Genomic DNA, 25380 nt, shown 5'->3' on the forward strand with positions numbered 1-25380 from the left:
ATCCCCCCGAGCAGAGTCAAACCGAATCTGATTCCGAACGCGCACGCCAGAAATACCGCAGACAGCTCCAGAATCCCGTGCGGAAGCAAACCTTTTACGACAAGCATGAATACATTCTCTCCGCTCGCGGAGAAGCCCGACAACAAATAGCCCAAGATCATTCCGTTGAGCACCAGCATGGAGATCGGCATCAAGCCGGCCACGATCCCGAATCCCATCGCCATAATCGTCTTAAGAATGTTGTTCGCGGTGATGAGCAGGAAAGCCGTCCATTCCGGATTGTCGGATGTGCGGATCGAATTCGAGATGCCTTCGAGCCCCTTCATCTGCTGCTCCAGATACTCCGTTGGCGCATTCGGCGTTCCCCCGATGACCATTCCGGCGAAAAACAAAATGATCGAGAATATGAAATACGGACGAATTTCCTTCCATGTAAGCAGCAGCCCTGCGCGCGTAAACATAACCTTCCCCCATTCGGCCTACTAATCGAGCGTTCTCAACGTGCGTGATCAAAAGCGGAGTTTTCGAACTGCCGCTATATGAATATCTCTATGGGTCAAGCATACATTGATAGTATCCAAGTCGGCGGCTAGTCCGTTATATGCGCGAAGACCAAGCCGTTAGACCACCCCACTCCGGAAAGGAGCCGATCGAATCCATGAATCATTTTTTCGTATTTAACGGACGGCGCATTAAAAAAGCATTTTTTCTTACCGTAGCGGCCATTCTATCCGTAGCCGTCATTTGGGTCGAGAAAAACAACCTGAGCGTCTTCGCCCCCCATCCCCCGGCTGCCGTGTACAACGTGCCGACGGACCGCAAAGTGATTGCGCTGACGTTCGACATCAGCTGGGGAGAGAAACGGGCCGAACCGATTATCGAGGTGCTTAAGGCGAAGAACGTACAGAACGTCACCTTTTTCCTGTCTTCGCCTTGGAGCAAAGCCCATCCCGACCTCGTCAAGAAGATCGCGGAGTCCGGTTACGAGATCGGCAGCCACGGTCACAAACACGATAACTACAGTCAATACAGCGACGAGGAAATTCGCCGGCAAATTACGATCGCGGACGGCATTTTGCGGGAGGCGACCGGCAAGTCCCCTACGCTGATCCGACTACCTAACGGAGATTTCGACAAGCGCGTGCTGCGCATTGCCGACGAGCTCAATTATAAAGTCATTCAGTGGGATACCGATTCCTTGGATTGGAAAAACCCCGGGGTGGACACGATCGTGAACCGGGTCGTCGAGAGCGCTCACGAAGGAGATATCGTCCTGTTGCACGCCAGCGACTCCAGCAAGCAGACGCACGAGGCGCTGCCGGTCATCATCGACCAATTGCGCGCCAAAGGATACGAATTCGTAACCGTATCCCAACTGATCAACCAGACGGAGACGAAGAGCAAAGTCGTGCAGGACCGTTCAGCCTGGAACGAGCTCGCTTCCCCGTACTTTATTTAGCGGGCGCTGCGACAGGCTGAGCTTCGGCGCGTTGGCCCAATATTTTGTGCAATTGCATGATCTGGTATCCGTTGCAGATGAACAGCGGAATCAGCTGGTACAGCAGCGAAGAGATATCCCCCGTTCTGAACGCGGGAATCGATTCGAGCACGGTGATCGCGACCATGAAGAAGATCGTCGGAATCCAGGCGCCGCCGGACGTCTGGCTGACCTTAAACCATGCGACCAGCGCCGAACCGGCCAACAGAGCCAGCGGAACGACCCAGAACGTCATCGTCGGAAAATTCGAGTCGTATGTCCAATAGCCGATCTCGATCAGGACGAATAATGCCACAAACCCTTGAATCGCCACCCAATAATAAGGACGCTTGAAAATGCTGCGCGCGATATAATTCAACATCATATATGCGAAAAAGCCCATATGCGCGAAAGCGCCGAAAGTCATTCCGATCAGTGCCATCATCAGCACGTAAGACAGCCATCCGCTCGCTTCGACGTTGCGGAAGTCGGGATTGAACAATTGAATGCACACGCTTCCGACTACAGTAACGATGGCGCCGATCAGAATCGTCATGCCGAATAATTTCATCCATTTGCGTAAGCTCAAGTCCGGAAACCTCCTCTAAGTGATCAACTTACATTTTACCATGAACAAGCTAAAAAGCCATGAACAACTCCTTATATTCACAAGGTTGTCGAAGCATACTACAGCCATAAACCCTATGATGGGAGTGGTCGGTATGCGATATCGCTTGCGATGGTTCGGATGTCTGCTTGGCGCTTCCCTCCTGTTGACGTCTTGCGGTCAGGAGTCCGGAGGCGGTGGCGGCGGACAAGTCAGCTACAAAGAAGTCAAATCGATGGTCATCGACATCCTCGGCTCCGAAGAAGCCCAGAAGGCGATGGAGAAAGCCTCCACCGCTCAATACGGCGAAAGCACGCTGCAGATGAAGAGCATGACCCCTTCGGATCAGGCTCAGGTCAGATTGGCCGTCAAGGACGTCCTGACCGCGCCGGAATATTCCACCGTGCTGGAAAGCATTATGCGCGATCCCAAGTTCGCGGGAGAATTCGCCAAAGCGGTCAGCAAGGACAACAAGCAGATTCATAAGGATTTGATGAAGGATCCGTCTTATCAGAAGGAACTCGTAGATATGTTTAAGACGCCGGAAATGGCGAAAGTCCTTAGCGATTCGATGAAAAATCCCGACGTCCGCAAAGTGATCATGGGTTCGGTCACCGAGCAGATGCAAAATCCGCTGTTCAAGCTGGAGATCATGAAGCTGCTGCAAAGCGTCGTGAAGGAAGAGCTGACTCCTAAGCCTCAGAAAAAAGAGGAAAAGAAGGAGGAAGGCGGAGAAGGCGGCGGCGAGGAAAGCGGAGAAGGAGAAGGCGGCGAGGGCGAGTCGGAAGGCGAGGGCGGCGGCGAAAGCGAGTCGTAATGGAGAAAAGGGCTGTTCCTGATCGGCGCCAATCGCCGAGAGGAACAGCCTTCTCTTCGTTATTTACCGCAGCGTTCGATGATCGTTTGCGCCAGAGCGAGATACTCCCGCCCGATCTCCGAATCGGCTTTGTACACCGACGGAGAGAAGTCGGGTTCGGCGGGGTGGTTGTCGGGAGCCCCGAGCGGGAACTGCGCCAGCAAGTCGGTGCCCAGCGTCTCGGCCAGCTTGCCTCCGCCTCCCCGGCCGAATACGTACTCCCTCTCCCCCGTCGCTTTGCTCTCGAAATAAGACATGTTTTCGACGACGCCGATGATCTCGTGATTCGTCTTGATCGCCATCGCCCCGGCGCGGGCCGCGACGAAAGCGGCCGTCGCGTGCGGCGTCGTCACGATGATCTCCTTGCTCTGAGGGATCATCTGATGGACGTCGAGCGCTACGTCTCCCGTTCCCGGCGGCAAGTCGAGCAGCAAGTAATCGAGCTCGCCCCAGTCGATCTCGGCGAAGAAGTTGCGCAGCATCTTCCCAAGCATCGGGCCGCGCCATACGATCGGGCTGTTGTCTTCGACGAAGAATCCCATCGAGATGACCTTCACTCCGAAGCGCTCGATCGGTTTGATCTTGTCTCCGACCTGCACCGGACGCTCTTCGATTCCCATCATATCCGGCACGCTGAACCCGTAGATGTCGCTGTCGATCAAGCCCACGCGTTTGCCTTGGCGCGCCAGGGCGACTGCCAGATTCACGGTGACGGTCGACTTGCCCACGCCGCCTTTGCCGCTGGCGATCGCGATGAACTCGACGCCGCTCTCCGGGTGAAGAATCGTGTGCTGCTCCAAGCCTGCTCCGTGTCCTCTGACCGGCACTTCCTGCGCTTTCGCCTGGGAGCCCGCGGAAGCGGAACCTGCCTCCCCCTGGCCGCCCTGCGCTTCCGCCTGCTCGCGCTCCGTCATCGCGCGAATGCGAATATGAGGCTTGCCTTGGATCAGGCCAGAGAGCGCGTTAACGACGTCCTGCTCCACGCCGGCGGCCTGTCCCATGCTGTCCGGATGAAGCACGACGGTCAGCGAGACGGACGCTTCCCGAATCATCATATCTCGAATCAGCCCCAGCGCCGTCAAGCCCCGTTTAAGCGTAGGCTCGAGCACGGGCTGCAGAGCCTCCAGTACATTTTCCTTAGTGACCACAAGTCGACCTCCATCACTTAGTATTGCATGCCTTTACTATAGCCATTATAGCACAGGCTTGCCCGATTCACCGGACTGCGGCGAGGATTCCGGCTGTTCGGACGCGAATTTCAGAATTCCGCGGTAGATAGAGGCGGCTACCTTCCTCTGATACTCTTCGTCGGCAAGCAGACTAGCCTCTTCCGGATGCGACAGAAATCCGACCTCGACGAGCGCCGTCGGCATCTTGAGCGTCTTGAGCAGATACACCGTATCGGCCCGCTTGGCGATCCGCTGCGTGTTGCCCAGCACGTTCCGCAGCTCGGTCTGAATGTCCGACGCCAGCCGTTTCCCCTCCGCGTTATTGGCCGAATAGAACGTTTGGGCGCCGGACCATCGGGGCGACGGGATGCTGTTCATATGGATGCTGACGGTCAGATCGGCTTGCTGCTTGCTCACCTGTTCGGCTCTGCGCAGCAGATCCTCCGTCTTGCGGCGGGAATAGCCCTTCGTATCGGGCTGCGCCAGATCGTAATCGCCCTCCCGCGTCAGGAGCACCAGAGCTCCAGCCTGCTGCAGATAGTCTCTCAGATAAAGCACGATCTCCAAATTCAGGTCCTTCTCGATGACTCCGTCCCGGCTGATCGCCCCGCCGTCTGCCCCTCCGTGTCCGGCGTCCAACGCGATCACCTTGCCCGACAGCGGCAAGGTCCAATGCGTCCACGTACGCGACGACGGAATTTCGCTCAGGAACAGAGTCGCGGTCAAGGCAATCAAGCAGACGACGATCCCGAGCCGCAGCAGCGCCTGCCTCGTCATCCAGACGACCAGCCGCTTGCGCCCCTTCAGCATGTGAAGCCATGATTTACGATGTCCGTTTAACAAAATAAATCCACCTCGTCCCAGGGAAAGCTCCCTACATCTTATGGGACAAGGTGGATTTTTATGAATTAGATCGAGTAGCTTTTGCTCGCTTCGGCCATTCCTTCGATCAGAATCGCCGCCACTTCCGGACGGGAGAACTCCGGCGGCGGGCAAATTCCGTCGCGCAGCAGCGCGCGAACCTTCGTGCCGGACAGCGTCAGATGGTCTTCCTTGCCGTGCGGGCAAGTTTTGCTGGACGCCATATTGCCGCATTTCGTGCAGAAGAAGCTGTGCTCGAAGTAGAGCGGCGTGATGCCCAATTGCTCCGAAGCAAACGACTTCAACAGCTCCTGCGCCTCATACGTGCCGTAGTAGTCGCCTACGCCCGCATGATCCCGGCCGACGATGAAGTGGGTGCAGCCGTAGTTTTTGCGCACGAGCGCATGGAAGATCGCTTCGCGCGGCCCCGCGTAACGCATAGCTGCCGGGAACACTCCCAGGAAAACCCGATCTTGAGGATAATAGTTTTCCAGCAGGGCGAGGTAGCTCTTCATTCTCACATTGGCCGGAACGTCATCCGACTTCGTCTCTCCCACGAGAGGGTTCAGGAACAGGCCGTCGACGATCTCCATCGCCGCTTTCTGAATATACTCATGCGCTCTGTGCACCGGATTGCGGGTCTGGAAGCCAACGACGGTCTTCCATCCTTTCTCCGCGAAGATGCGCCGGGTTTCCGACGGGTCGAAATAAAACTCGTTGAACTTCTCCGGAACGGGACGGTTCAGCACTTGAACCGATCCTCCGATATAGGTGTCCGGACGGTCGAACAGCTTTACGACGCCCGGGTGCTCCATGTCGTCCGTCTTGAACACCTGTACAGCCTCATGCCGCTTATCCACCTTGTAGATGCTCTCCACGTCGATCACGCCGTATACGACGCCGTCGTTCTCTCCCACAAGGGCGGCTTTCTGGCCGACGGACAGCTTCTTCGCGTAGTCTTCGGATACCGCCAGCGTAATCGGGATGCTCCAGATCGCACCGCTGGTCAGCTTCATATCGTTCACTACCGACAAATAATCGTCTTCGTTCATAAATCCCGTCAGCGGGCTGAACGCCCCGACGCCGATCAGATCCAGGTCGGAGATCGTCCAGGCGTTGACAGGGATGGACACCCAGTCGGCCGCCTGGGCCAGCAGGGCTTCGCGCTCCTGTCCTTCGACTACCCGGTTAATCAATGTTCCGCCATGCGGCAAAATTGCGCTCATCTTCTGAGTAACTCCTTCGTTAAGCGATAAATTTCCGTACCTTCTTATTTATGCAGACCGCATTCCGTCTTCTCGTTGCCGGCCCAACGTCCGGACCGCGGGTCTTCGCCGGGCATGACCGGCTTCGTGCAGTATTCGCAGCCGATGCTCGGGAAGTTCTGATCGTGCAGCGGATTGTAAATCAGATCGTTCTCCCGAATGTAGGCCCATACGTCTTCCGTCGTCCAGGAGGCAATCGGGTTGAACTTGACCAATCCGAACTTGGTGTCGTACTCCACCTTCTTCGCGTTCGCGCGGGTAGGCGCCTGGTCGCGGCGAATGCCGGTAATCCAAGCTTCATACTGAGACAAAATCCGAGTCAGCGGCTCGACTTTACGAAGGTTGCAGCAGCCGGTAGGATCGCTCTTCCACAGCTCGGCGCCGTATTTCTCTTCTTGCTCTTCCGGCGTCAGCTTGGATTTAACCTCGACGAATTTCAGGTTGTACCTCTCCGCAATGCGATCGCGCGTCTCGTAGGTTTCTTTGAAGTGAAAATCCGTGTCCAGATAGAAAATATCCGTCGAAGGGCTGATCTTCTGGATCATATCCACCAGCACGACGTCTTCAGCGCCGAAGCTGCATGCGAACGTGATATTCGGGAACGTCTCGATCGCCCACGCGATGACGGTCTCCGGAGATGCGTTCTCGAACTCTTCCGCTTTGACGCGAATCAGATTTTCTTTTTCGATCAAGTTCATCCTCATGACCTCCACTTAAACCCTAGTATTTAAGTATGAATACATCCATTATACGCCGACCATCGGAATACTTCAATCCAAAATAGATTAAACTTTTTTTGGAAGCGAATCCTTGGCTCAAGCTGCGGAGAAATGCAGAAAAGCCCCTGGCCGCCAAGGGCCAAGGGCTTTGTTGCGAAGATAAAATTAACGTTTGGAGAATTGAGGCGCGCGGCGAGCCGCTTTCAAGCCGTATTTCTTACGTTCTTTCATGCGCGGATCGCGAGTCAGGAATCCGGCTTTCTTCAGCGGGGAGCGAAGCTCCGGATCCGCTTTAAGAAGAGCGCGGGAGATACCGTGACGGATTGCGCCGGCTTGGCCGGAAGTACCGCCGCCGTGAGCGATGACCAGAACGTCGTACTTGCTGCCCGTTTCAGTCAGGTTCAACGGTTGCTTAACGATCAGCTTCAACGTCTCTACGTCGAAGTAATCGTTGATTTCACGTTTGTTGATAATGATGCGGCCTTCACCCGGCACGAGACGAACCCGCGCAACGGAGTGCTTGCGGCGACCCGTTCCTAAATATTGCACTTGAGCCATTCGAAAGTCCTCCTTTTATTATCCGCGAAGTTCGTAAACTTCAGGTTGTTGGGCTTGATGTGGATGTTCGCTGCCTGCGTACACTTTCAGCTTGCCTTGCAGCTGATGTCCGAGCTTGTTCTTAGGAAGCATGCCGTATACCGCCAATTCGATAATGCGGGCAGGCTTTCTGTTCAGCATTTCCTGAGCGGTCGTCGTTTTCAGTCCGCCCGGATAGTGGGAGTGCGTGTAGTATTTCTTCTGTTGCAGCTTCTTGCCGGTCAGAACGATCTTCTCCGCGTTGATGACGATAACGAAATCTCCCGTATCGACATGCGGAGTGAATTCAGGTTTGTGTTTGCCGCGGATCAGAGTAGCGGCTTCGCTGGCCAGACGACCGAGAGTTTTGCCTTCGGCGTCGATGATATGCCATTTGCGCTCGACTTCAAGCGGCTTGGCCATGTAAGTTGTACGCATGAAACATCCTCCTTCGGTAATTTCCCTGCTTTATGTGGTACGTCAATTACATTCGTTTCAAAATTCATTATTCTAGTTGGGACTTGCCATACAACGATGCGTTCGACTTGGATGTTGGAAACTTCACGAGGACGTTTCCGTCAAACACACCAAAAAGCGCGACACTTCTGCGCTGGGGCCGTGGGAAGCCACGCAGAAAGCACAAAGCTTATTGTACATGAAAACGGGCGTATATGCAAGCAAACATTTGCAAAAAAAGTCATTCTACGTTTCGGACGGCAAATGCTCGTACACGACTTCCCACAGCGACAAGCCGTGGGGAACCGCCGTCGGTCCGGCCAACGCCCGATCGCGGGCGGCGAGAATGTCCGCTATATTCTCGGGGGGACGCTTGCCTTCGCCGACCTGGATCAGCGTTCCGGCGATGATGCGCACCATATTGTACAGAAACCCCGTGCCGGTCACATAGAGATGGATGACTCCCCTCGATTTGCCCGGATACTGCCGCTGGTCCCACTCTCGATTGTAAACTGGGTTCGAATACAGGCTGTCCGCCTCCGGTCTGGACTCCAGCTCCAAGCTTGCCCTCAGAATGGTGCGGACATGGTTGGGCTTCGTGGAGAGCGGCGATGTGAACGTGGAGAAGTCGTGCTTGCCGATGAGATGCGCCAATCCCTCCCTCATCGCTTCTACGTCAAGCGGCGTAGGATGATGGAATTCATAGCGCCTCCGGAACAAGTCGGGTACCCGATTGCAATTGATCGTATAACGGTAGGTTTTGCTCAAGGCGTGATGACGGGCATGGAATTCGCCCGGAACGAGATAGGCGCTCTGGACGACGATGTCCCCGGGCAGCCTCGTATTCAGCGCGATAGCCCAGCGCTCGATCGGGATGCTCGACGACGTCGTGAAATTCACGACCTGGCATCTGGCGTGCACGCCGGCGTCGGTTCGTCCGGACCCCATAATAGGCACGCGCTCTCCCGCCAGCTTGGCGATCGCTTCTTCGAGCTTGTCCTGAACCGTATGGCCTCCCGGCTGGCTCTGAAATCCGTAGTAGTCCGTCCCGTCGTAGCTGACGATAAGAGCGATATTGCGCACTAGATCCCCTCCAAACCACAAAAAAAGGATGATCCGAATACGTGATTCGGGCCATCCTTCTTTGCTCCGCTCTTAGGCGCGGTCTACCAGCTCGAGATACACCATCGGAGCCGAATCTCCGCGGCGAGGTCCCAGCTTCAGAATGCGCGTATATCCGCCCGGACGCTCCGCGTAACGCGTAGCGAGCTCGGAGAACAGTTTTTGGATGGCGTCTTGCTCGCCATTCAGGGTTTCACGACGAACGAACGCCGCCACTTGACGACGAGCGTGCAGGTCGCCGCGCTTAGCCAAAGTGATCAGACGTTCCGCGATCGAACGAACTTCCTTGGCTTTCGCCTCGGTCGTCTGAATACGCTCGTACAGGAACAGGTCGGTCGTCAGATCGCGGAACAAAGCTTTCCGCGCGCTGGAATCGCGACTCAGTTTTTGATAAGCCATTTTGTTTTCCCTCCTTTGCTGCTGGTAACGATGCTACTCCTCGAAGCGCAAGCCGAGTCCGAGCTCTTCAAGCTTCTCTTGAACTTCCTCCAAAGACTTGCGGCCCAGGTTGCGAACCTTCATCATGTCTTCTTCGGTTTTCGTGATCAGCTCTTGAACCGTGTTGATGCCGGCGCGCTTCAGGCAGTTGTAAGAACGGACGGAGAGATCGAGCTCTTCGATGGTCATCTCGAGCACTTTTTCCTTCTTGTCCTCTTCTTTTTCCTTCATCGTCTCGGTATCTTTAGCCTCGTCCGTAAGCCCTACGAACAAGGAGAGGTGGTCGGTCAGAATTTTCGCGCCCAAGCTCACCGCTTCTTCAGGCCGAATGCTGCCGTCGGTCCATACTTCAAGCGTAAGCTTGTCGTAGTTGGTGACCTGACCGACACGCGTATTCTCGACTTGATAGTTGACGCGGGTAATTGGGGTATAGATCGAATCGACCGGAATGACGCCGATCGGCTGATCTTCCTTCTTGTTCCGATCCGAAGGGACGTAACCGCGGCCTACGCGAGCGAAAATGCGCATGTGCAGCCGGGCTCCCGAAGCCAGAGTCGCGATGTGCAAATCCGGATTCAGAATTTCGACGTCGCTGTCCGCGCGAATATCGCCGGCCGTCACGATGCCGTCGCCTTCCGCATCGATCTCGAGCACTTTCTCCTCGTCCGAGTGGATCTTCAGCGACAGACGCTTCAGATTGAGGATGATTTGCGTTACATCCTCGATAACACCCGGAATCGTAGAAAATTCATGAAGGACGCCGTCAATCTGCACCGATACGACGGCTGCGCCCGGCAAGGACGACAGCAGAATGCGGCGAAGAGAGTTGCCGAGCGTCATGCCGTAGCCGCGTTCGAGCGGCTCTACGACAAAACGACCGTATCTCTTGTCATCATGAATTTCCACGGAATCGATTTTTGGTTTCTCGATCACTATCATAACCAAAACCTCCTTCAAAACGTCGCTGACGTTGCCTTTGTTCACCCAATGAAATGGTTCAGCAATGTTTATGGGGTAAACCGTGTAGTATGCCTAACCGTTACAACCATTATTCTCAAGTTGTTCTTGTTTGATACCACAACAGCAACGTTGTTAGACGCGGCGGCGCTTCGGAGGACGGCAACCGTTATGCGGGATCGGCGTTACGTCTCGGATCATGCTGACTTCAAGACCGGCAGCTTGCAACGAACGAATCGCGGCTTCGCGGCCTGCGCCAGGACCTTTAACGGATACTTCGACCAAACGCATGCCGTGTTCCATCGCAGCGCGTGCTGCGGATTCGGCGGCCATCTGAGCCGCGAACGGCGTGCTCTTACGGGAGCCCTTGAAGCCAAGGTTACCGGAGCTAGCCCAGGAAACCGCGTTACCATGCGGATCCGTAATCGTAACGATCGTATTGTTGAACGTGGAACGGATATGTGCCACGCCGGAGTCGATGTTCTTCCGATCACGACGCTTGGTACGAACGACTTTCTTGCCCTTTTGTGCCATGTTTTGTTATCCCCCCTTATTTCTTCTTGTTCGCTACCGTACGACGCGGACCTTTGCGTGTACGAGCGTTCGTTTTCGAACGTTGTCCGCGAACCGGAAGACCGCGGCGGTGACGGATGCCACGATAGCAGCCGATTTCGATCAGCCGTTTGATGTTTAGTGCAATTTCGCGACGCAGGTCGCCCTCGACCTTCACTTCTTTGTCGATCGTTTCGCGCAGACGAGCGAGCTCGTCTTCGGTCAGATCACGAACGCGAGTGTCGGGATTGACGCCAGTGGACGCCAGCACCTTCTGGGAAGTGGACTTGCCAATTCCGAAGATGTACGTCAGGGCGATTTCCACACGCTTGTCGCGCGGGAGGTCAACACCAGATATACGTGCCATAGTTAGAGGCACCTCCTTCTATCGTTAGCCTTGTTTTTGTTTATGCTTCGGGTTTTCGCAGATAACCATCACGTTGCCTTTGCGGCGAATGACTTTGCATTTTTCGCAAATCGGCTTGACCGAAGGTCTCACCTTCATGATAATACCCTCCTTAAAGTGTGACTGATAGATCGCGTCGCTAAACGTCGCGTTCAGTCATCACGATCGTGCGATCGAGCGTTCGTCGCGCGAACGGATAGAAAACGAACTTATTTACGGTAAGTGATACGACCGCGCGTCAGATCATAGGGCGACAATTGGATAACCACTTTATCCCCCGTCAGAATCCGTATGAAATGCATCCGGAGCTTGCCGGAAACATGCGCAAGGATTTGATGTCCGTTCTCGAGCTCAACCTTGAACATGGCATTCGGCAACGGTTCTATGACTGTTCCTTCTACCTCAATGACGTCCTCTTTGGCCACCGTCATTCTCCTTTCTCTTCAGCATGCGTTTCGAGCGATAGCGATGTCGCGGCGTCTTGCTCCCGCTTGTCGCTCTCCATGAGCCGATCGATTTGACCGATAGCGTACCGAAGCTTCGCGTTGGTTACGCGTCCAGTGTCGCGAATGCTGCTGGCGACTTCCTCGCTTCGGATACCGATCCGTTCGAGATGCAGCACGTTTTTGCGTTTGGGCCGATCGAACCGGCGTTTATCGCCGTCGGCCACGAGCGCGATTCGCTCCTCGACGAGTGCGATCACGATCGCTAGCTCACCTTCGTCTTTTCCGCGCCGGCTTCTTACGATGTCGCCGGGCGCAAGCTTCACGTTTACCGTCATATCCTTCACCTGGGTTTACGCACGGGTCAGTATTTCGTACCCGTCATCGGTCACGGCAATCGTATGCTCGAAATGCGCGCACAAGGATCCGTCCACCGTAACGACCGTCCAATTGTCGGACAAAGTCTTTACGTAGCGTTCCCCCACGTTAACCATGGGTTCGATCGCGAGCGTCATCCCCGGCTTCAGCCTGGGTCCTCGATCCGGCGCTCCGTAATTCGGAATTTGCGGTTCCTCGTGAAGAGCCGCGCCTACGCCATGACCGACATATTCTCTGACAACGGAGAAACCCGCGTCTTCGATGACCTTCTGAATTCCGTGGGAGATCGTAAACAGCCTGACGTCCGGCCGGACCAACGCAAGCCCCGCATAGAGGGAAGCCTCAGTCACGTCCAGCAGTCTCTGCGCCTCATCGCTGATCTGGCCGACTCCGTACGTCCATGCGGAGTCTCCGTGATATCCTTGATACTGTGCGCCGATATCGATGCTGATGATGTCGCCTTCTACGAGCTTCCGCGGTCCGGGAAACCCGTGTACGAGTTCCTCGTTCGTGGAGGCGCATATACTGGCCGGAAAACCGTTATAACCTTTGAAAGAGGGAACGGCGTCTTGGCTTCGAATGAACGCGTCCGCGATCCGATCGAGTTCGGCGGTCGTCACGCCGGGAACGATCGCTTGCTTCATCAAGCGATGCGTCTCCGCCACGATCCGGCCCGCCTCCCGCATCAAGTTCAACTCTTTCTCGGACTTGATCACGATCATGGCCGATTACCCTCTGAGTAGGGAAGCAATATCGGCCGTTACCGCATCGATATCCTTCTCCCCGTCTACTTCGCGGAGCAAACCTTTGTCGCCGTAATACGTCAGCAGCGGAGCCGTCTTGTTCGAGTACTCGTCAAGACGCGTGCCCACTTTCTCTTCCGTATCGTCGGAACGCTGATACAGCTCTCCCCCGTCCTTGTCGCAGATGCCTTCCTGCTTCGGAGGGTTGAAAACAATATGATACGTTGTGCCGCAAGTTTTGCAAATCCGTCTTCCGGTCAAGCGGGCCAGCAAGAAACCGCGGTCCACCTTGAGGTTGATGACATGGTCGATCTTGCGACCCATTTCGGCGAGCATGCCGTCCAGCGCTTCGGCCTGGGCGATCGTCCGCGGAAAACCGTCGAGCAGAAATCCGCTCGCGCAATCTTCGGCGGCGAGACGATCGCGCACGATGCCGTTCGTCACTTCGTCCGGAACGAGAAGGCCTTGGTCGACGTACTCCTTGGCCTTCTGTCCCAGCGGCGTGCCTTGCTTCATGGCTAAGCGAAACGCATCACCGGTCGAGATATGCGGAATGCCGAATTGCTCGACGATCCGCTCTGCTTGCGTTCCTTTGCCGGCGCCAGGAGGCCCCATAAACAAAATGTTCATTGCTGTTCCTCCTGTCCGTCTCGTAGATTACTTATTGATAAACCCTTTGTAGTGGCGTTTGATCAGTTGGCTCTCGATTTGCTTCATCGTCTCAAGAGCAACCCCGATTACGATCAAGAGCGAGGTTCCGCCCAGTTGAACCGATTTCGGGAGATCTGCGAGTGCGCCGAAGAATACCGGCAGAACCGAGATCAGAGCCAGGAAGACCGCGCCTGCGAGCGTGATGCGGGTGATGACCCGCGTCAGGAAGCCGGCAGTCGGCTTGCCAGGACGAATGCCCGGAATGTAGCCGCCGTTCTTCTTCATGTTATCCGCCAACTGTTGAGGGTTGAACTGAACGAACGTGTAGAAGAACGTAAATCCGATGATCAGAAGCACGTACAGGACCATGCCGAGCGGCTTGTCGTAGTACAGATGGCTAATGATCCATTGCGCCCAGGTTTGGTTCGCCCAGAACTGCGCGATCGTGATCGGGAACATCAGCAGCGATACCGCGAAAATAACCGGGATAACGCCGGCGCCATTCACTTTAAGCGGAATGTGCGTCGATTGGCCGCCGTACATTTTCTGTCCGACAACCCGTTTCGCGTATTGAACCGGAATCTTGCGCACGCCTTGCTGGATGAAGATAACGCCTGCGATAATCAGGATGATTACGAGCAGGATGATCAGCATCTTCACGATGTTCAGGAACAATTGGCTCGAATCGATGAACTGGCTTTCGTAGATATCGCGGATATGTTTAGGGATAGAAGCGACGATCGCCGCGAAGATCAAGATCGAGATCCCGTTGCCGATGCCTTTTTCGTTGACCTGCTCGCCTAACCACATCAGGAACGCGGTACCTGCCGTCAATACGATGGCAATCATAAGATACGTCGCCACGTTCGCATCGATGACCATTTCGTAAGCATACATCCGGTTAAAGCCGATTGCCGTAGCGAAAGCTTGGATAAGCCCCAGAATAATCGTTCCGTAACGAGTGATCTGAGCGAGCTTGCGCTTGCCGTTCTCGCCTTCCTTCTGCCATTCCGAGAACTTCGGAATGACGTCCATGGAAAGCAATTGAACGATGATCGACGCCGTGATATACGGCGTAATCCCCAGTGCAAAGATGGAGAAATTGAACAGCGCGCCGCCGGAGAACGTGTTCAGAAGGCCGAACAGGTCGGCACCCGATTGGTCGGCCATCGTCAGCACGTCTTTATTAATGTTCGGGACCGGGATGAAGGAACCGATACGGTAGATTAACAGGATGAAAAGGGTGAAGAGGATCCTCGATCGAAGGTCCTCAACTTTCCAAATGTTAGTGACGGTCGCGAACATTAGATCACCTCGGTTTTACCGCCGGCGGCTTGAATTTTTTCTGCTGCAGACTGAGAGAACTTATGAGCTTTAACAGTCAGCTGCACGTTCAGATCGCCATTGCCCAGAATTTTAATTCCGTCTTTCGGATTTTTCAGAATGCCTTCGCTCAGAAGCAATTCCGGCGTTACTTCCGTTCCAGCCGCAAAACGGTTCAACTGGTCAAGATTGACGATCGCGAATACAGTAGCAAACCGATCGTTATTGAAACCGCGCTTAGGAACCCGACGGTACAACGGGTTTTGTCCGCCCTCGAATCCGGGACGCACACCGCCGCCGGAACGAGCGTTCTGCCCTTTGTGACCGCGACCGGACGTTTTGCCGAGGCCGCTGCCGGCGCCGCGTCCTACCCGCTTACGAGTGGACTTGGAGCCTGCGTTAGGAGACAGCTCATGCAATTTCATCGTACGTCGCACCTCCTTGATTTTTATGCTTGGTATTTATTTTAGACTTCTTTAACTTCGATCAAGTGACTGACCGTATTGATCATGCCGCGGATCGCGACATTGTCTTCCTTGACTACGGACGAATGCAGCTTGCCCAGGCCCAGAGATTTCACCGTTTGACGCTGATTCTCAGGACGGCCGATCAAGCTACGAACGAGGGTAATTTGAAGCTGTGCCATCTGTTTCCCCTCCTTAACGGAATAGCTCTGCTACGGTTTTGCCGCGCAGTTTCGCTACGTCTTCGGCGCGTTTCAGTCGGGATAACCCTTCCAACGTCGCATTGACCATGTTAATGGAGTTGGAGGATCCCAGCGATTTCGTCAAAATATCGCCGACTCCAGCCAGTTCGAGCACCGCCCGGACAGGACCGCCCGCGATAACGCCCGTACCTTCCGAAGCTGGTTTCAACAACACTTTGCCGGCGCCGAAACTTCCCGTAACGGCGTGTGGAATCGTTGTTCCAACGAGTGGTACGAAGACCAAGTTCTTCTTGGCGTCGTCGACGCCTTTGCGAATCGCGTCAGGAACTTCGGACGCTTTGCCGATGCCTGCGCCAACCCAGCCTTTGCCGTCTCCGACAACGACGAGTGCGCTGAAGCTAAAGCGACGTCCGCCCTTGACGACTTTGGAGACACGGTTGATTTGCACCATTTTCTCCGTAAGTTCCAATGTGTTCGGATCTACACGCAAGTCGTTTACCTCCTTGTGTCAAAAGTGAATTAAAACTGTAAACCGGCTTCGCGTGCAGCATCCGCCAGTGCTTGAATACGTCCGTGATACAGGTAACCGCCGCGATCGAACACGACATTCTCGTGTCCTTTTTCCTTCGCGCGCTTGGCGATCAATTCGCCAACCTTGCGTGCAGCTTCCACGTTGCCGCCGTTTTCGATTCCTGCAAGCTCCTTGTCGACCGTCGATGCGCTTGCCAGCGTTACGCCTTGAACGTCATCGATCAATTGAGCATAGATATGCTTGGAAGAACGAAACACGGACAGACGTGGACGTTCGCTTGTCCCGCTGATTTTCTTACGAACCCGAAGGTGTCTTTTCAGACGAGCCTTGTTTTTATCGGCTTTAGTAATCATCCGCATTTACACTCCCTTCATCTCATTAACGCCCAGCGGCGCTTAGGCCGCCGCGTGCGTCTTATTTCTTCTTGCCTGCTTTACCTTCTTTGCGAAGGATGCGCTCGCCTTCGTACTTGATTCCTTTGCCTTTGTAAGGCTCGGGAGGACGAACGGCGCGAATTTTAGCAGCGATCTCGCCAACGGCTTCTTTATTAATGCCCTTAACGATAATCTTGTTCTGTGCCGGAACTTCGAATTCGATGCCATTCTCAGGCAAGAACTCAACCGGGTGGGAATAACCGACGTTCAGTACCAGCTTCTCGCCGGACTTGCTCGCACGGTAACCTACGCCGACCAGCTCAAGGTTTTTAGCATAACCGTCGGTTACGCCGCTGACCATGTTGGCCACTACACTGCGAGTCGTTCCGTGCAACGCACGGTGAAGCTTGTTATCGGAAGGACGTTCAACGGTAATGACATCGGACTCGTACGAAACTTTCATATCTCCGTGCAGCGCGCGGGACAAAGTTCCTTTCGGTCCTTTGATCGTAATTACGTTGTTGTCCAGGTTCACGTTCACGCCGTTAGGCACCTGAATCGGTTTGCGTCCAATACGGGACATGGGTACACCTCCAATCGTGTGACAGTTAAATTACCAAACGTAGCAGAGAACTTCGCCGCCGGATTTGCCTTGACGGGCTTCCTTGTCGGTGACGATGCCTTTGGATGTGGAAATGATCGCGATTCCGAGGCCACCCAACACACGCGGCACTTCGGTCGACTTCGTATAAACGCGCAAGCCTGGCTTGCTAATGCGTTTAAGACCCGTGATAACGCGCTCGTTGTTCGGTCCGTATTTCAGGAAAATGCGGATCAAGCCTTGCTTGTTGTCTTCGACGTACTCGGCGTCGCGGATAAAGCCTTCGCGCTTCAGGATTTCAGCAATTTGCTTCTTCACCGTAGACGCAGGCAATTCCACAGACTCATGACGCACCAGATTCGCGTTGCGAATGCGCGTCAACATATCTGCAATAGGATCAGACATAACCATGGGGTAAACCTCCTTCCCGAACTAGGCTGATTACCAGCTCGCTTTTTTAACGCCAGGAATCTGGCCCTTATATGCCAACTCGCGGAAACAGATCCGGCAGATCTTGAATTTTTGCAATACGGAATGCGGACGGCCGCAACGTTCGCAACGCGTGTAAGCTTGGACTTTAAACTTCGGCGCGCGTTGTTGCTTGATTTTCATCGATGTTTTTGCCACTTGCTTTCACACCTCCATTAGGTAACCTTTTGCTATTGACCGGGCTATCGTCACTTCGCAAACGGCATACCCAATTGGGTGAGCAGCTCACGCGCTTCTTCGTCCGATTGTGCCGTCGTGACGATGACGATGTCCATCCCGCGAACTTTATCGATCTTATCGTATTCGATCTCCGGGAAGATCAGCTGCTCTTTCAGACCGAGCGTGTAGTTCCCGCGGCCGTCGAACGATTTGGTCGATACGCCGTGGAAGTCGCGCACGCGTGGAAGAGAAATGTTGAACAGCTTATCCAGGAAGTGGTACATCCGTTCGCCGCGCAGCGTAACCTTGACGCCGATCGGCAAGTTCTCCCGCAGACGGAAGCCCGCGATCGATTTCTTGGCCCGCGTAACTACAGGCTTTTGACCGGCAATCTTCTGCATGTCTTCAACCGCGAAATCGATGATTTTGGAGTTGGAAACCGCCTCGCCGACACCCATGTTGATGACGACTTTCTCGATTTTCGGCACTTGCATGACGGATTTGTAGCTAAACTTCTGCATCAGCGCAGGAGTGATTTCATTCAGGAAACGTTCCTTCATTCTTGCTGCCATGAGTCACAATGACCTCCTTTCCGTTGTTACTCCGATTAGTCGATCGATTCTCCGGAACGTTTTGCGACCCGGACTTTCTTACCGTTGTCGAGCGTTTGGTAACCGATACGAGTCGGCTGGCCGCTCTTAGGATCGATATGCATGACGTTCGAAGCGTGAATCGCTGCTTCGCGTTCGATGATACCGCCTTGTTGGTTTTGCGGATTCGGGCGAGTATGACGCTTGATCATGTTCACGCCTTCGACAAGAACGCGGTTCTCGCGCGGGTAAGCAGCGATAATGCGGCCTTTCTTGCCTTTGTCTTTGCCGGAGATGACGATGACGTTATCGTCCTTCTTCACGTGCAGTTTATTGTTGTGCGATTCCAGCACTTTTTTCAGACGGGGCATGGGTACACCTCCTTGAGTGTTTCTCCATCGGTGCGCTCCGGAGTCTTACAGAACTTCGGGTGCCAGGGAAATGATTTTCATGAAGTCACGTTCGCGAAGCTCGCGGGCAACAGGTCCGAAGATCCGGGTGCCGCGTGGGCTCTTGTCTTCTTTAACGATTACGGCCGCGTTCTCGTCGAACGCGATGTAGGATCCGTCTCTACGGCGTACCGAACGTTTCGTACGAACGATAACGCATTTGACTACGTCGCCTTTTTTGACAACGCCGCCTGGTGTTGCTTGTTTAACGGAGCATACGATCATATCACCGATATGTCCTACGCGGCGTCCTGTACCACCAAGCACGCGGATGCACATCAATTCTTTCGCGCCGGAGTTGTCGGCAACTTTCAGACGCGTAAACGGTTGAATCATCGCAAGGTCCTCCTTTCAGTAACGGGTGAATGCTGACGACCTTAGCGCTCGATTACGAGCTTTGTTGCGGTCGCAGCTGCTTAAGCCAGAACGGCTTTCTCGACGATTTCGACCAAGCGCCATGTTTTGTCTTTCGACAACGGGCGGGTCTCCATGATTTTCACGGTGTCGCCGATTTGCGCTTCGTTGTTCTCGTCGTGCGCTTTGAATTTCTTCGTGTATTTAATCCGCTTGTGGTACAGGCTGTGCTTCTTGTACGTCTCGACAGCTACCACAATCGTTTTGTCCATCTTATCGCTGACGACTTTGCCGATTTGCACTTTGCGATTGTTGCGTTCGCTCATGGTCATCCTCCTTTTCCCGGGTTTTAGCCGATGCCGAGTTCACGCTCGCGCAAAATGGTTTTGGCCCGAGCGATTTCTTTCCGCAGTTCGCCAAGACGATGCGGGGTGTCCAGTTGGCCGGTAGCCAGTTGGAAGCGGAGGTTGAACAGTTCATCCTTGAAGCCGGCGATCTTCTGCTCGAGTTCCGCCGATGTCAGGTTGCGAAATTCACTGGCTTTCATTTGCTTCACCACCCAGTTCTTCACGTTTCACAAACTTCGTCTTCACCGGCAGCTTGTGCGCGGCAAGACGCATTGCTTCGCGTGCGATCTCCTCGGATACCCCTGCGAGCTCGAACATTACTTTGCCCGGTTTCACAACGGCAACCCATGCTTCTACGTTACCTTTACCGCTACCCATCCGTACCTCGAGAGGCTTTTGGGTGATCGGTTTCGAAGGGAAGATTTTGATCCAGACTTTACCGCCCCGTTTGATGTAACGAGTCATCGCGATACGAGCAGCCTCGATCTGACGGTTCGTTACCCAAGAAGCTTCCTGTGCCTGCAAGCCGTATTCGCCGAAGTGCACTTCCGTGCCGCCTTTGGCGCGACCTTTCATTTTACCGCGGTGTACTTTGCGGTGTTTGACGCGTTTAGGGACCAACATGATCAGTTGCCTCCTTCCTGGGCAGCTCTTTTCTTCGTCGGAAGGACTTCGCCGCGGTAGATCCATACTTTTACGCCGATGCGGCCGTAAGTCGTATGAGCTTCCGCCGTTCCGTAATCGATGTCAGCGCGAAGCGTGTGCAGAGGCACCGTTCCTTCGCTGTATCCTTCTTGACGAGCAATTTCCGCTCCGCCCAGACGGCCGCTAACGGAAGTCTTGATTCCTTTTGCTCCTGCGCGCTGCGTACGTTGAATCGCTTGTTTCATCGCACGGCGGAAAGAAACGCGACGTTCCAGTTGTTGCGCGATGCTCTCGGCAACGAGGACAGCGTCCAGTTCAGGGTTTTTGATCTCGGAAATGTTGATGTGCACTTTCTTGCCGTTCGTCAGTTTCGTCAGTTGGCCGCGAAGCACTTCGACTTCGGAGCCGCCTTTGCCGATAACGATGCCTGGCTTAGCCGTATGAATCGTAACGTTGACGCGGTTGGCCGCACGTTCGATCTCGATTTTGGAAACCGCGGCTTCTTTCAGCTTCTTCTTCAGGAATTCGCGGATTTTGACGTCCTCGATGAGGAGGGAGCCGAAATCTTTGTCCGCATACCACTTGGATTCCCAGTCACGAATGATGCCGATGCGAAGACCGACGGGATTTACTTTTTGACCCACACGTTGTCCCTCCTTATTTCTCGGATACGACCAGCGTAATATGGCTGGAGCGTTTGAAAATGCTGAATGCGCGACCTTGGGAACGAGGCTGGAACCGTTTCATGGTTGGTCCTTCGTTAACGAAGGCTTCGGAAACGACCAATTTGTTCACGTCGAGCTGATAGTTGTGTTCGGCGTTAGCAATCGCGGAGTTCAGCAGTTTCTCCAGAACCGGAGAGGCCGAACGAGGCGTATGACGCAGAATCGCGATGGCGTCTCCGACCTTCTTGCCGCGGATCAAGTCCACGACCAGGCGGACTTTGCGCGCCGGAATGCGAATGTTATTCACGACAGCTTTCGCTTGCTGAGACATCGGTGTACCTCCTCCCTTACGTACGTCTCGTGACGATCGCTCCGAGCGCGGTTAGCGTTCGGGCCTGATCGCACTTCGTAGGGTTAAATTATCGCTTGCCCGTTTTTTTGTCGTCGTCCGTATGCCCTTTGAACGTGCGCGTAGGCGCGAATTCGCCCAGCTTGTGACCGACCATGTCTTCGGACACATAAACCGGCACGTGCTTGCGGCCGTCGTATACCGCGAACGTCTGACCCACGAATTGCGGGAAAATCGTCGAGCGACGGGACCACGTCTTGATGACGGCTTTCTTGTTCGAACCGGACAGCTCTTCTACTTTCTTAAGCAGATATCCGTCCACGAAAGGTCCTTTTTTCAAACTGCGACCCATGGAATGCTCCTCCCTTCAAACCAGCATGAGAGTTCCACGTCCGTGCCGGCAAGCAAGTATCGATTACTTGCTGCGGCGGCGAACGATATATTTGCTCGAAGCTTTTTTCTTCTTGCGCGTTTTGTAGCCCAGAGTAGGCTGACCCCATGGAGAAAGCGGGGATTTGCGACCGATTGGCGCGCGTCCTTCGCCACCGCCGTGCGGGTGGTCGTTCGGGTTCATGACGACACCGCGGACGATCGGGCGTTTGCCCAACCAGCGATTGCGTCCTGCTTTACCGATGTTGATCAGCTCGTGGTCTTGGTTGCCGACCGTGCCGATCGTTGCGCGGCAAGTTTTCAGGATGCGGCGAATCTCGCCGGAAGTCAAACGAATCGTAACGTAAGCTTCTTCTTTACCGAGCAGTTGAGCGCTCGTGCCGGCTGCGCGAACGAGTTGTCCGCCTTTGCCTGGCTTCAGCTCGATGTTGTGGATAACCGTACCGACCGGAATGTTCTCCAGCGGAAGAGCGTTGCCCACTTTGATGTCGGCATCAGGTCCGGACGTAATCACGTCGCCGACTTTGAGGCCTTTCGGAGCGATGATATAAGCCTTCTCGCCGTCCGCATAGTTGATCAGAGCGATATAAGACGTACGGTTCGGATCGTATTCGATCGTAGCCACGCGGCCGGGAATGCCGTCCTTCGTGCGCTTGAAGTCGATAATCCGGTATTTACGCTTATGTCCGCCGCCGTGATGACGAACGGTAATTTTACCTTGGTGGTTACGGCCTGCGCGTTTGGAGAGCGGCGCGAGCAACGATTTCTCGGGCTCGTTCGTCGTAATCTCTTCGAACGTTGCGATCGTCATTTGACGACGGCTGGCCGTTGTCGGATTAAACTTTTTGACTGGCAATTGGATTCCCTCCTTACTTTAGAGACTGGATTATACGGAAGCTTCAAAGAAATCCAGCGGCTTGCTGTCTTCGGAAAGCTGCACGATCGCTTTTTTCCATTCGGACGTGTAACCGCTGTGTCTGCCGTAGCGCTTCGGCTTAGCAGGCATTCTGAGCGTATTTACGCCAACGACCTTCACTTTGAAGATCTGCTCGATGGCTTGTTTGATTTCCGTTTTGTTAGCTTTCAGCTCAACTTCGAACACGTATTTACGCTGTTCGATGAATTCGCTCGTACGTTCGGTAATTACCGGACGCTTGATCAGATCGCGAGGGTTTCTCATTACGCGAACACCTCCTCGACTTTAGCGACCGCATCCTTCGTGATGATCAGCTGATCGTGCTTGATCACGTCGAGGACGTTGATTCCGTCAGCAGCGACGAACTTCACGCCTGGGATGTTGCGGGCGGACAGAGCCACATTCTCTTCGTAGTCCGCAGTTACGATAAGCGCTTTGCGGGATACTTTGAGGTTGTTCAAGATTTTTGCGAATTCCTTCGTTTTCGGTTGGGCCAGGCTCAGTTGATCCAGAACGATCAGTTGGTTATCCACAACTTTGCTGGACAGAGCGGATTTGATGGCCAAACGACGAACTTTACGAGGCAATTTGAAACCGTAGCTGCGTGGCGTCGGTCCGAAGACGATGCCGCCGCCTTTCCATTGCGGCGAACGGATGCTGCCCTGACGAGCGCGGCCGGTTCCTTTTTGTTTCCAAGGCTTGCGTCCGCCTCCGCGCACTTCCGAACGTCCTTTCGTGTCGTGCGTGCCGGAACGAACGGCAGCTTGCTGGAGCAATACGGCGCTGTGCAGAACGTGCAGGTTCGGTTCCAAACCGAATACTCCTTCTGCCAGATCCAATTGTCCGACTTCTTTGCCGTCTACGTTAAATACGGATACTTTCGGCATGAGTGGTCCTCCTTTCTTTGCAAGTGAATTATTTCTTCACCGCGGAGCGGATTTTGAGATAGCTGTTGCGAGCGCCCGGTACGGAGCCCTTGATCAGAAGCACATTGCGCTCTGCGTCGACTTTGACGACTTCCAGGTTTTGAACCGTGATCGTCTCGCCGCCCATGCGACCGTGCATTTTCTTGCCCTTCGGCACGCGGTTGGCGTCGCGAATCGTCGCAAGCGAACCGTTACCGCGGTGGTATTTCGAACCGTGCGTCATTTTACCGCGTTGGAAGCCCCAACGTTTGATCGCACCGGCGGTTCCTTTACCTTTGGAAATCCCCGTTACGTCAACAATATCGCCTTCGGAGAACTGGTCAACTTTAAGTTCCTGACCAACCTCAACTTCTGTCGGCGTAATTCCGCTAACTTCGCGGATGAAGCGCTTGGGGCCCGTGCCTGCCTTCTTAGCGTGGCCGATCGCGGGTTTGGTAGCCAGCTTTTCGCGTTTGTCCGCGAAGCCGAGCTGAACTGCTTCGTATCCGTCGTTGTCCGCAGTTTTCTTTTGCAATACGATGTTCGGAGTCGCTTCTACTACAGTAACAGGCACTACGCTGCCGTCCGCTGCGAAGATTTGCGTCATTCCGAGTTTACGTCCCAAGATTCCTGACATGTTGACACCTCTTTTCTTGATGAATCTGATTGGCTTAAAGCTTTATTACAGTTTGATTTCGATATCGACGCCAGACGGCAGGTCAAGGCGCATCAGCGCGTCTACCGTTTGCGGCGTCGGATTGACGATATCAATCAAACGCTTGTGCGTACGCATTTCGAACTGTTCACGCGAGTCCTTGTACTTGTGGACCGCACGCAGAATCGTGATGATCTGCTTTTCGGTCGGCAGCGGGATTGGACCCGAGACGCCTGCACCGGTACGTTTTGCCGTTTCTACGATTTTCTCCGCGGATTGATCGAGGATACGGTGATCGTAGGCTTTCAAACGGATGCGGATTTTTTGCTTTGCCATAGAATTCCCTCCTTCATTCGCCCAATTTTGGAATCGGACATACTCCGTGAGAATAACCCGACTTGCACCGTTGGCCGCCCTTATGGCAAAGGGGCCGGGTGTGTCGGCAACCTCTCACATCATCGCACAGTCACAGACCAACATTCACTATTATAGCGATCTGCCCAAGCGATTGCAACAAATAATTTTAAAAAAGAGGGGGAAACTGAATCGTGCGTCGTCGATAGCAACTATAATCGCTCGAGGAGGATTAAAGAGATGCCGGATTGGTTGGAGATCGCCCTACGCACCGCCATGGCGGTTATCATTCTTTTTATCATGACCAGGATTCTGGGCAAAAGACAAGTTTCGCAGCTGTCGCTATTCGAGTACATAACCGGGATTTCGATCGGCAACTTGGCCGCCTACCTGTCCTTGGACACCGATAAGCACTGGATACACGGAATCGTCGCTCTATCCGTCTGGGTCGTTTTCTCCCTAGGGATCGAATTCCTGCAGCTGAAAAGCAAAAGAGCGCGCGACTTTCTGGACGGCAAGCCGACAATCATCATTCAGAACGGAAAAATCCTTGAGGACAATATGAAAAAGGAGAAAGTGACCTCGGACGAACTGATGGGACTGCTTCGCGCCAAGGATGTGTTCGACCTCTCCCAGGTCGAGTTCGCTATTCTGGATACGAGCGGCGAGCTGAACGTTCTGCTTAAGAAAGAGCATCAGCCGCTCACGCCCTCCGATATCCGTCTGCCCGTCGCTCCGGAGAAATTCAGCATGGCCGTCATTATGGACGGCAAGATTCTCGAGGATTCCCTGAAACGCATCGGCTTGAATCGCAATTGGCTGGCCGCCAAGCTGAAACAGATCGGAACGTCGCCCGACAAAATCTACTTGGCGCAGGTCGATTCCCAGAACAAACTATATCTCGATCCTTACGACGACTCCATGAAGCCGCTTTAACGAA

43 protein-coding genes are annotated in these 25380 nt (G+C 54.3%); 3 read left to right on the forward strand and 40 right to left on the reverse strand.

Going from position 1 to position 25380, the window contains the following annotated elements:
* Positions 1–461 (reverse strand): stage II sporulation protein M (locus ACESLM_RS21225; protein ID WP_372633990.1); only part of this gene is annotated, 461 nt, incomplete at its 3' end.
* A 197-nt stretch (positions 462–658) separates the two neighbouring features.
* Here ACESLM_RS21225 and pdaB point away from each other — a divergent pair.
* Positions 659–1459 carry a polysaccharide deacetylase family sporulation protein PdaB gene (gene pdaB, locus ACESLM_RS21230; protein ID WP_372633993.1) on the forward strand — a complete coding sequence of 267 codons (801 nt, stop codon included), beginning with the start codon at positions 659–661 and terminating at the stop codon, positions 1457–1459.
* On the opposite strand, the gene ACESLM_RS21235 is transcribed toward pdaB, so the two are convergent.
* A complete protein-coding gene (locus tag ACESLM_RS21235; protein ID WP_094050595.1) occupies positions 1452–2066 on the reverse strand; it encodes a KinB-signaling pathway activation protein in 615 nt (204 codons plus the stop codon). The genes pdaB and ACESLM_RS21235 overlap by 8 nt on opposite strands.
* A gap of 133 nt (positions 2067–2199) precedes the next feature.
* On the opposite strand from ACESLM_RS21235, the gene gerD reads away from it, so the two are divergent.
* Positions 2200–2901 (forward strand): spore germination lipoprotein GerD, encoded by a 702-nt coding sequence (gene gerD / locus ACESLM_RS21240; RefSeq protein ID WP_094050596.1) that lies wholly within the window; start codon positions 2200–2202, stop codon positions 2899–2901.
* 59 nt (positions 2902–2960) lie between these two features.
* Here gerD and ACESLM_RS21245 read toward each other — a convergent pair whose 3' ends face one another.
* The 38 genes from ACESLM_RS21245 to rpsJ form a co-directional block, all read right to left on the reverse strand.
* Positions 2961–4088 carry a P-loop NTPase gene (locus ACESLM_RS21245; RefSeq protein WP_372633996.1) on the reverse strand — a complete coding sequence of 376 codons (1128 nt, stop codon included), beginning with the start codon at positions 4086–4088 and terminating at the stop codon, positions 2961–2963.
* 45 nt (positions 4089–4133) lie between these two features.
* Positions 4134–4919, reverse strand: a complete 786-nt coding sequence (cwlD, locus tag ACESLM_RS21250) for an N-acetylmuramoyl-L-alanine amidase CwlD (RefSeq protein WP_372634068.1) — start codon at positions 4917–4919, stop codon at positions 4134–4136.
* A 98-nt stretch (positions 4920–5017) separates the two neighbouring features.
* Positions 5018–6196, reverse strand: a complete 1179-nt coding sequence (gene sat / locus ACESLM_RS21255) for a sulfate adenylyltransferase (protein ID WP_094050598.1) — start codon at positions 6194–6196, stop codon at positions 5018–5020.
* A gap of 44 nt (positions 6197–6240) precedes the next feature.
* Positions 6241–6933 (reverse strand): phosphoadenylyl-sulfate reductase, encoded by a 693-nt coding sequence (locus tag ACESLM_RS21260; RefSeq protein WP_094050599.1) that lies wholly within the window; start codon positions 6931–6933, stop codon positions 6241–6243.
* Between the two features lie 186 nt (positions 6934–7119).
* Positions 7120–7512 carry a 30S ribosomal protein S9 gene (gene rpsI, locus ACESLM_RS21265; RefSeq protein ID WP_094050600.1) on the reverse strand — a complete coding sequence of 131 codons (393 nt, stop codon included), beginning with the start codon at positions 7510–7512 and terminating at the stop codon, positions 7120–7122.
* An 18-nt stretch (positions 7513–7530) separates the two neighbouring features.
* Positions 7531–7968: a 50S ribosomal protein L13 gene (rplM, locus tag ACESLM_RS21270; protein WP_094050601.1), complete on the reverse strand. Its 438-nt coding sequence runs from the start codon at positions 7966–7968 to the stop codon at positions 7531–7533.
* 264 nt (positions 7969–8232) lie between these two features.
* A complete protein-coding gene (truA, locus tag ACESLM_RS21275; RefSeq protein ID WP_372634000.1) occupies positions 8233–9069 on the reverse strand; it encodes a tRNA pseudouridine(38-40) synthase TruA in 837 nt (278 codons plus the stop codon).
* A gap of 72 nt (positions 9070–9141) precedes the next feature.
* Entirely contained in the window at positions 9142–9507 is a 366-nt protein-coding gene (gene rplQ, locus ACESLM_RS21280) for a 50S ribosomal protein L17 (RefSeq protein WP_094050603.1), read from the reverse strand.
* 33 nt (positions 9508–9540) lie between these two features.
* Positions 9541–10485 carry a DNA-directed RNA polymerase subunit alpha gene (locus ACESLM_RS21285; protein ID WP_094050604.1) on the reverse strand — a complete coding sequence of 315 codons (945 nt, stop codon included), beginning with the start codon at positions 10483–10485 and terminating at the stop codon, positions 9541–9543.
* Between the two features lie 153 nt (positions 10486–10638).
* A complete protein-coding gene (gene rpsK / locus ACESLM_RS21290) occupies positions 10639–11037 on the reverse strand; it encodes a 30S ribosomal protein S11 (protein WP_094050605.1) in 399 nt (132 codons plus the stop codon).
* 16 nt (positions 11038–11053) lie between these two features.
* The gene (gene rpsM, locus ACESLM_RS21295; protein ID WP_094050606.1) at positions 11054–11422 is read right to left on the reverse strand and encodes a 30S ribosomal protein S13; all 369 of its coding nucleotides are present in this window, start codon (positions 11420–11422) and stop codon (positions 11054–11056) included.
* Between the two features lie 24 nt (positions 11423–11446).
* Entirely contained in the window at positions 11447–11560 is a 114-nt protein-coding gene (gene rpmJ, locus ACESLM_RS21300) for a 50S ribosomal protein L36 (protein ID WP_003333770.1), read from the reverse strand.
* 110 nt (positions 11561–11670) lie between these two features.
* A complete protein-coding gene (infA, locus tag ACESLM_RS21305; RefSeq protein WP_035121186.1) occupies positions 11671–11886 on the reverse strand; it encodes a translation initiation factor IF-1 in 216 nt (71 codons plus the stop codon).
* Positions 11887–11888: 2 nt separating this feature from the next.
* Entirely contained in the window at positions 11889–12242 is a 354-nt protein-coding gene (locus tag ACESLM_RS21310; protein ID WP_094050607.1) for a KOW domain-containing RNA-binding protein, read from the reverse strand.
* A 15-nt stretch (positions 12243–12257) separates the two neighbouring features.
* Complete coding sequence (gene map / locus ACESLM_RS21315; RefSeq protein ID WP_372634020.1) at positions 12258–13004, reverse strand: type I methionyl aminopeptidase; 747 nt, start codon at positions 13002–13004, stop codon at positions 12258–12260.
* A 6-nt stretch (positions 13005–13010) separates the two neighbouring features.
* Entirely contained in the window at positions 13011–13655 is a 645-nt protein-coding gene (locus ACESLM_RS21320) for an adenylate kinase (protein ID WP_372634023.1), read from the reverse strand.
* Positions 13656–13682: 27 nt separating this feature from the next.
* Positions 13683–14981: a preprotein translocase subunit SecY gene (gene secY, locus ACESLM_RS21325; RefSeq protein WP_094050610.1), complete on the reverse strand. Its 1299-nt coding sequence runs from the start codon at positions 14979–14981 to the stop codon at positions 13683–13685.
* Positions 14981–15424, reverse strand: coding sequence for a 50S ribosomal protein L15 (rplO, locus tag ACESLM_RS21330; RefSeq protein ID WP_094050611.1), 444 nt, complete (start codon positions 15422–15424; stop codon positions 14981–14983). The genes secY and rplO overlap by 1 nt, the downstream gene beginning before the upstream one ends.
* A gap of 41 nt (positions 15425–15465) precedes the next feature.
* Positions 15466–15645, reverse strand: a complete 180-nt coding sequence (rpmD, locus tag ACESLM_RS21335) for a 50S ribosomal protein L30 (RefSeq protein WP_094050612.1) — start codon at positions 15643–15645, stop codon at positions 15466–15468.
* A 13-nt stretch (positions 15646–15658) separates the two neighbouring features.
* The gene (gene rpsE, locus ACESLM_RS21340) at positions 15659–16156 is read right to left on the reverse strand and encodes a 30S ribosomal protein S5 (RefSeq protein WP_094050613.1); all 498 of its coding nucleotides are present in this window, start codon (positions 16154–16156) and stop codon (positions 15659–15661) included.
* 29 nt (positions 16157–16185) lie between these two features.
* Positions 16186–16551 carry a 50S ribosomal protein L18 gene (gene rplR / locus ACESLM_RS21345; RefSeq protein ID WP_372634027.1) on the reverse strand — a complete coding sequence of 122 codons (366 nt, stop codon included), beginning with the start codon at positions 16549–16551 and terminating at the stop codon, positions 16186–16188.
* Between the two features lie 61 nt (positions 16552–16612).
* Positions 16613–17155, reverse strand: coding sequence for a 50S ribosomal protein L6 (rplF, locus tag ACESLM_RS21350; protein ID WP_094050614.1), 543 nt, complete (start codon positions 17153–17155; stop codon positions 16613–16615).
* 30 nt (positions 17156–17185) lie between these two features.
* A complete protein-coding gene (gene rpsH / locus ACESLM_RS21355; protein ID WP_094050615.1) occupies positions 17186–17584 on the reverse strand; it encodes a 30S ribosomal protein S8 in 399 nt (132 codons plus the stop codon).
* A gap of 30 nt (positions 17585–17614) precedes the next feature.
* Positions 17615–17800, reverse strand: coding sequence for a type Z 30S ribosomal protein S14 (locus ACESLM_RS21360; RefSeq protein WP_027087364.1), 186 nt, complete (start codon positions 17798–17800; stop codon positions 17615–17617).
* Between the two features lie 50 nt (positions 17801–17850).
* Positions 17851–18393 carry a 50S ribosomal protein L5 gene (gene rplE, locus ACESLM_RS21365; protein ID WP_372634031.1) on the reverse strand — a complete coding sequence of 181 codons (543 nt, stop codon included), beginning with the start codon at positions 18391–18393 and terminating at the stop codon, positions 17851–17853.
* 35 nt (positions 18394–18428) lie between these two features.
* Positions 18429–18782: a 50S ribosomal protein L24 gene (rplX, locus tag ACESLM_RS21370; RefSeq protein ID WP_372634033.1), complete on the reverse strand. Its 354-nt coding sequence runs from the start codon at positions 18780–18782 to the stop codon at positions 18429–18431.
* A gap of 45 nt (positions 18783–18827) precedes the next feature.
* The gene (rplN, locus tag ACESLM_RS21375; RefSeq protein ID WP_094050618.1) at positions 18828–19196 is read right to left on the reverse strand and encodes a 50S ribosomal protein L14; all 369 of its coding nucleotides are present in this window, start codon (positions 19194–19196) and stop codon (positions 18828–18830) included.
* 80 nt (positions 19197–19276) lie between these two features.
* Entirely contained in the window at positions 19277–19540 is a 264-nt protein-coding gene (gene rpsQ / locus ACESLM_RS21380) for a 30S ribosomal protein S17 (RefSeq protein ID WP_094050619.1), read from the reverse strand.
* Positions 19541–19563: 23 nt separating this feature from the next.
* Positions 19564–19761: a 50S ribosomal protein L29 gene (gene rpmC, locus ACESLM_RS21385; protein WP_094050620.1), complete on the reverse strand. Its 198-nt coding sequence runs from the start codon at positions 19759–19761 to the stop codon at positions 19564–19566.
* Entirely contained in the window at positions 19748–20185 is a 438-nt protein-coding gene (rplP, locus tag ACESLM_RS21390) for a 50S ribosomal protein L16 (RefSeq protein ID WP_094050621.1), read from the reverse strand. Before rplP ends, rpmC begins: the two co-directional genes overlap by 14 nt.
* 2 nt (positions 20186–20187) lie before the next feature.
* Positions 20188–20850 carry a 30S ribosomal protein S3 gene (rpsC, locus tag ACESLM_RS21395; protein WP_094050622.1) on the reverse strand — a complete coding sequence of 221 codons (663 nt, stop codon included), beginning with the start codon at positions 20848–20850 and terminating at the stop codon, positions 20188–20190.
* Between the two features lie 13 nt (positions 20851–20863).
* Complete coding sequence (rplV, locus tag ACESLM_RS21400) at positions 20864–21202, reverse strand: 50S ribosomal protein L22 (RefSeq protein WP_094050623.1); 339 nt, start codon at positions 21200–21202, stop codon at positions 20864–20866.
* An 88-nt stretch (positions 21203–21290) separates the two neighbouring features.
* Entirely contained in the window at positions 21291–21572 is a 282-nt protein-coding gene (rpsS, locus tag ACESLM_RS21405) for a 30S ribosomal protein S19 (protein ID WP_094050624.1), read from the reverse strand.
* Positions 21573–21635: 63 nt separating this feature from the next.
* Positions 21636–22466 carry a 50S ribosomal protein L2 gene (gene rplB / locus ACESLM_RS21410; RefSeq protein WP_372634038.1) on the reverse strand — a complete coding sequence of 277 codons (831 nt, stop codon included), beginning with the start codon at positions 22464–22466 and terminating at the stop codon, positions 21636–21638.
* 30 nt (positions 22467–22496) lie between these two features.
* Positions 22497–22790 carry a 50S ribosomal protein L23 gene (gene rplW, locus ACESLM_RS21415; protein WP_094050626.1) on the reverse strand — a complete coding sequence of 98 codons (294 nt, stop codon included), beginning with the start codon at positions 22788–22790 and terminating at the stop codon, positions 22497–22499.
* Entirely contained in the window at positions 22790–23413 is a 624-nt protein-coding gene (gene rplD, locus ACESLM_RS21420; RefSeq protein WP_094050627.1) for a 50S ribosomal protein L4, read from the reverse strand. The genes rplW and rplD overlap by 1 nt, the downstream gene beginning before the upstream one ends.
* Positions 23414–23441: 28 nt before the next feature.
* Entirely contained in the window at positions 23442–24068 is a 627-nt protein-coding gene (rplC, locus tag ACESLM_RS21425) for a 50S ribosomal protein L3 (RefSeq protein WP_372634042.1), read from the reverse strand.
* Positions 24069–24113: 45 nt separating this feature from the next.
* Positions 24114–24422, reverse strand: coding sequence for a 30S ribosomal protein S10 (gene rpsJ, locus ACESLM_RS21430; RefSeq protein ID WP_027087350.1), 309 nt, complete (start codon positions 24420–24422; stop codon positions 24114–24116).
* A 258-nt stretch (positions 24423–24680) separates the two neighbouring features.
* Between rpsJ and ACESLM_RS21435 the strand changes: the two genes are divergently transcribed.
* Positions 24681–25376 carry a DUF421 domain-containing protein gene (locus ACESLM_RS21435; protein ID WP_372634046.1) on the forward strand — a complete coding sequence of 232 codons (696 nt, stop codon included), beginning with the start codon at positions 24681–24683 and terminating at the stop codon, positions 25374–25376.
* Positions 25377–25380 lie beyond the last annotated feature (4 nt).

Source organism: Cohnella sp. (assembly GCF_041641335.1).
Lineage (GTDB): Bacteria > Bacillota > Bacilli > Paenibacillales > Paenibacillaceae > Cohnella.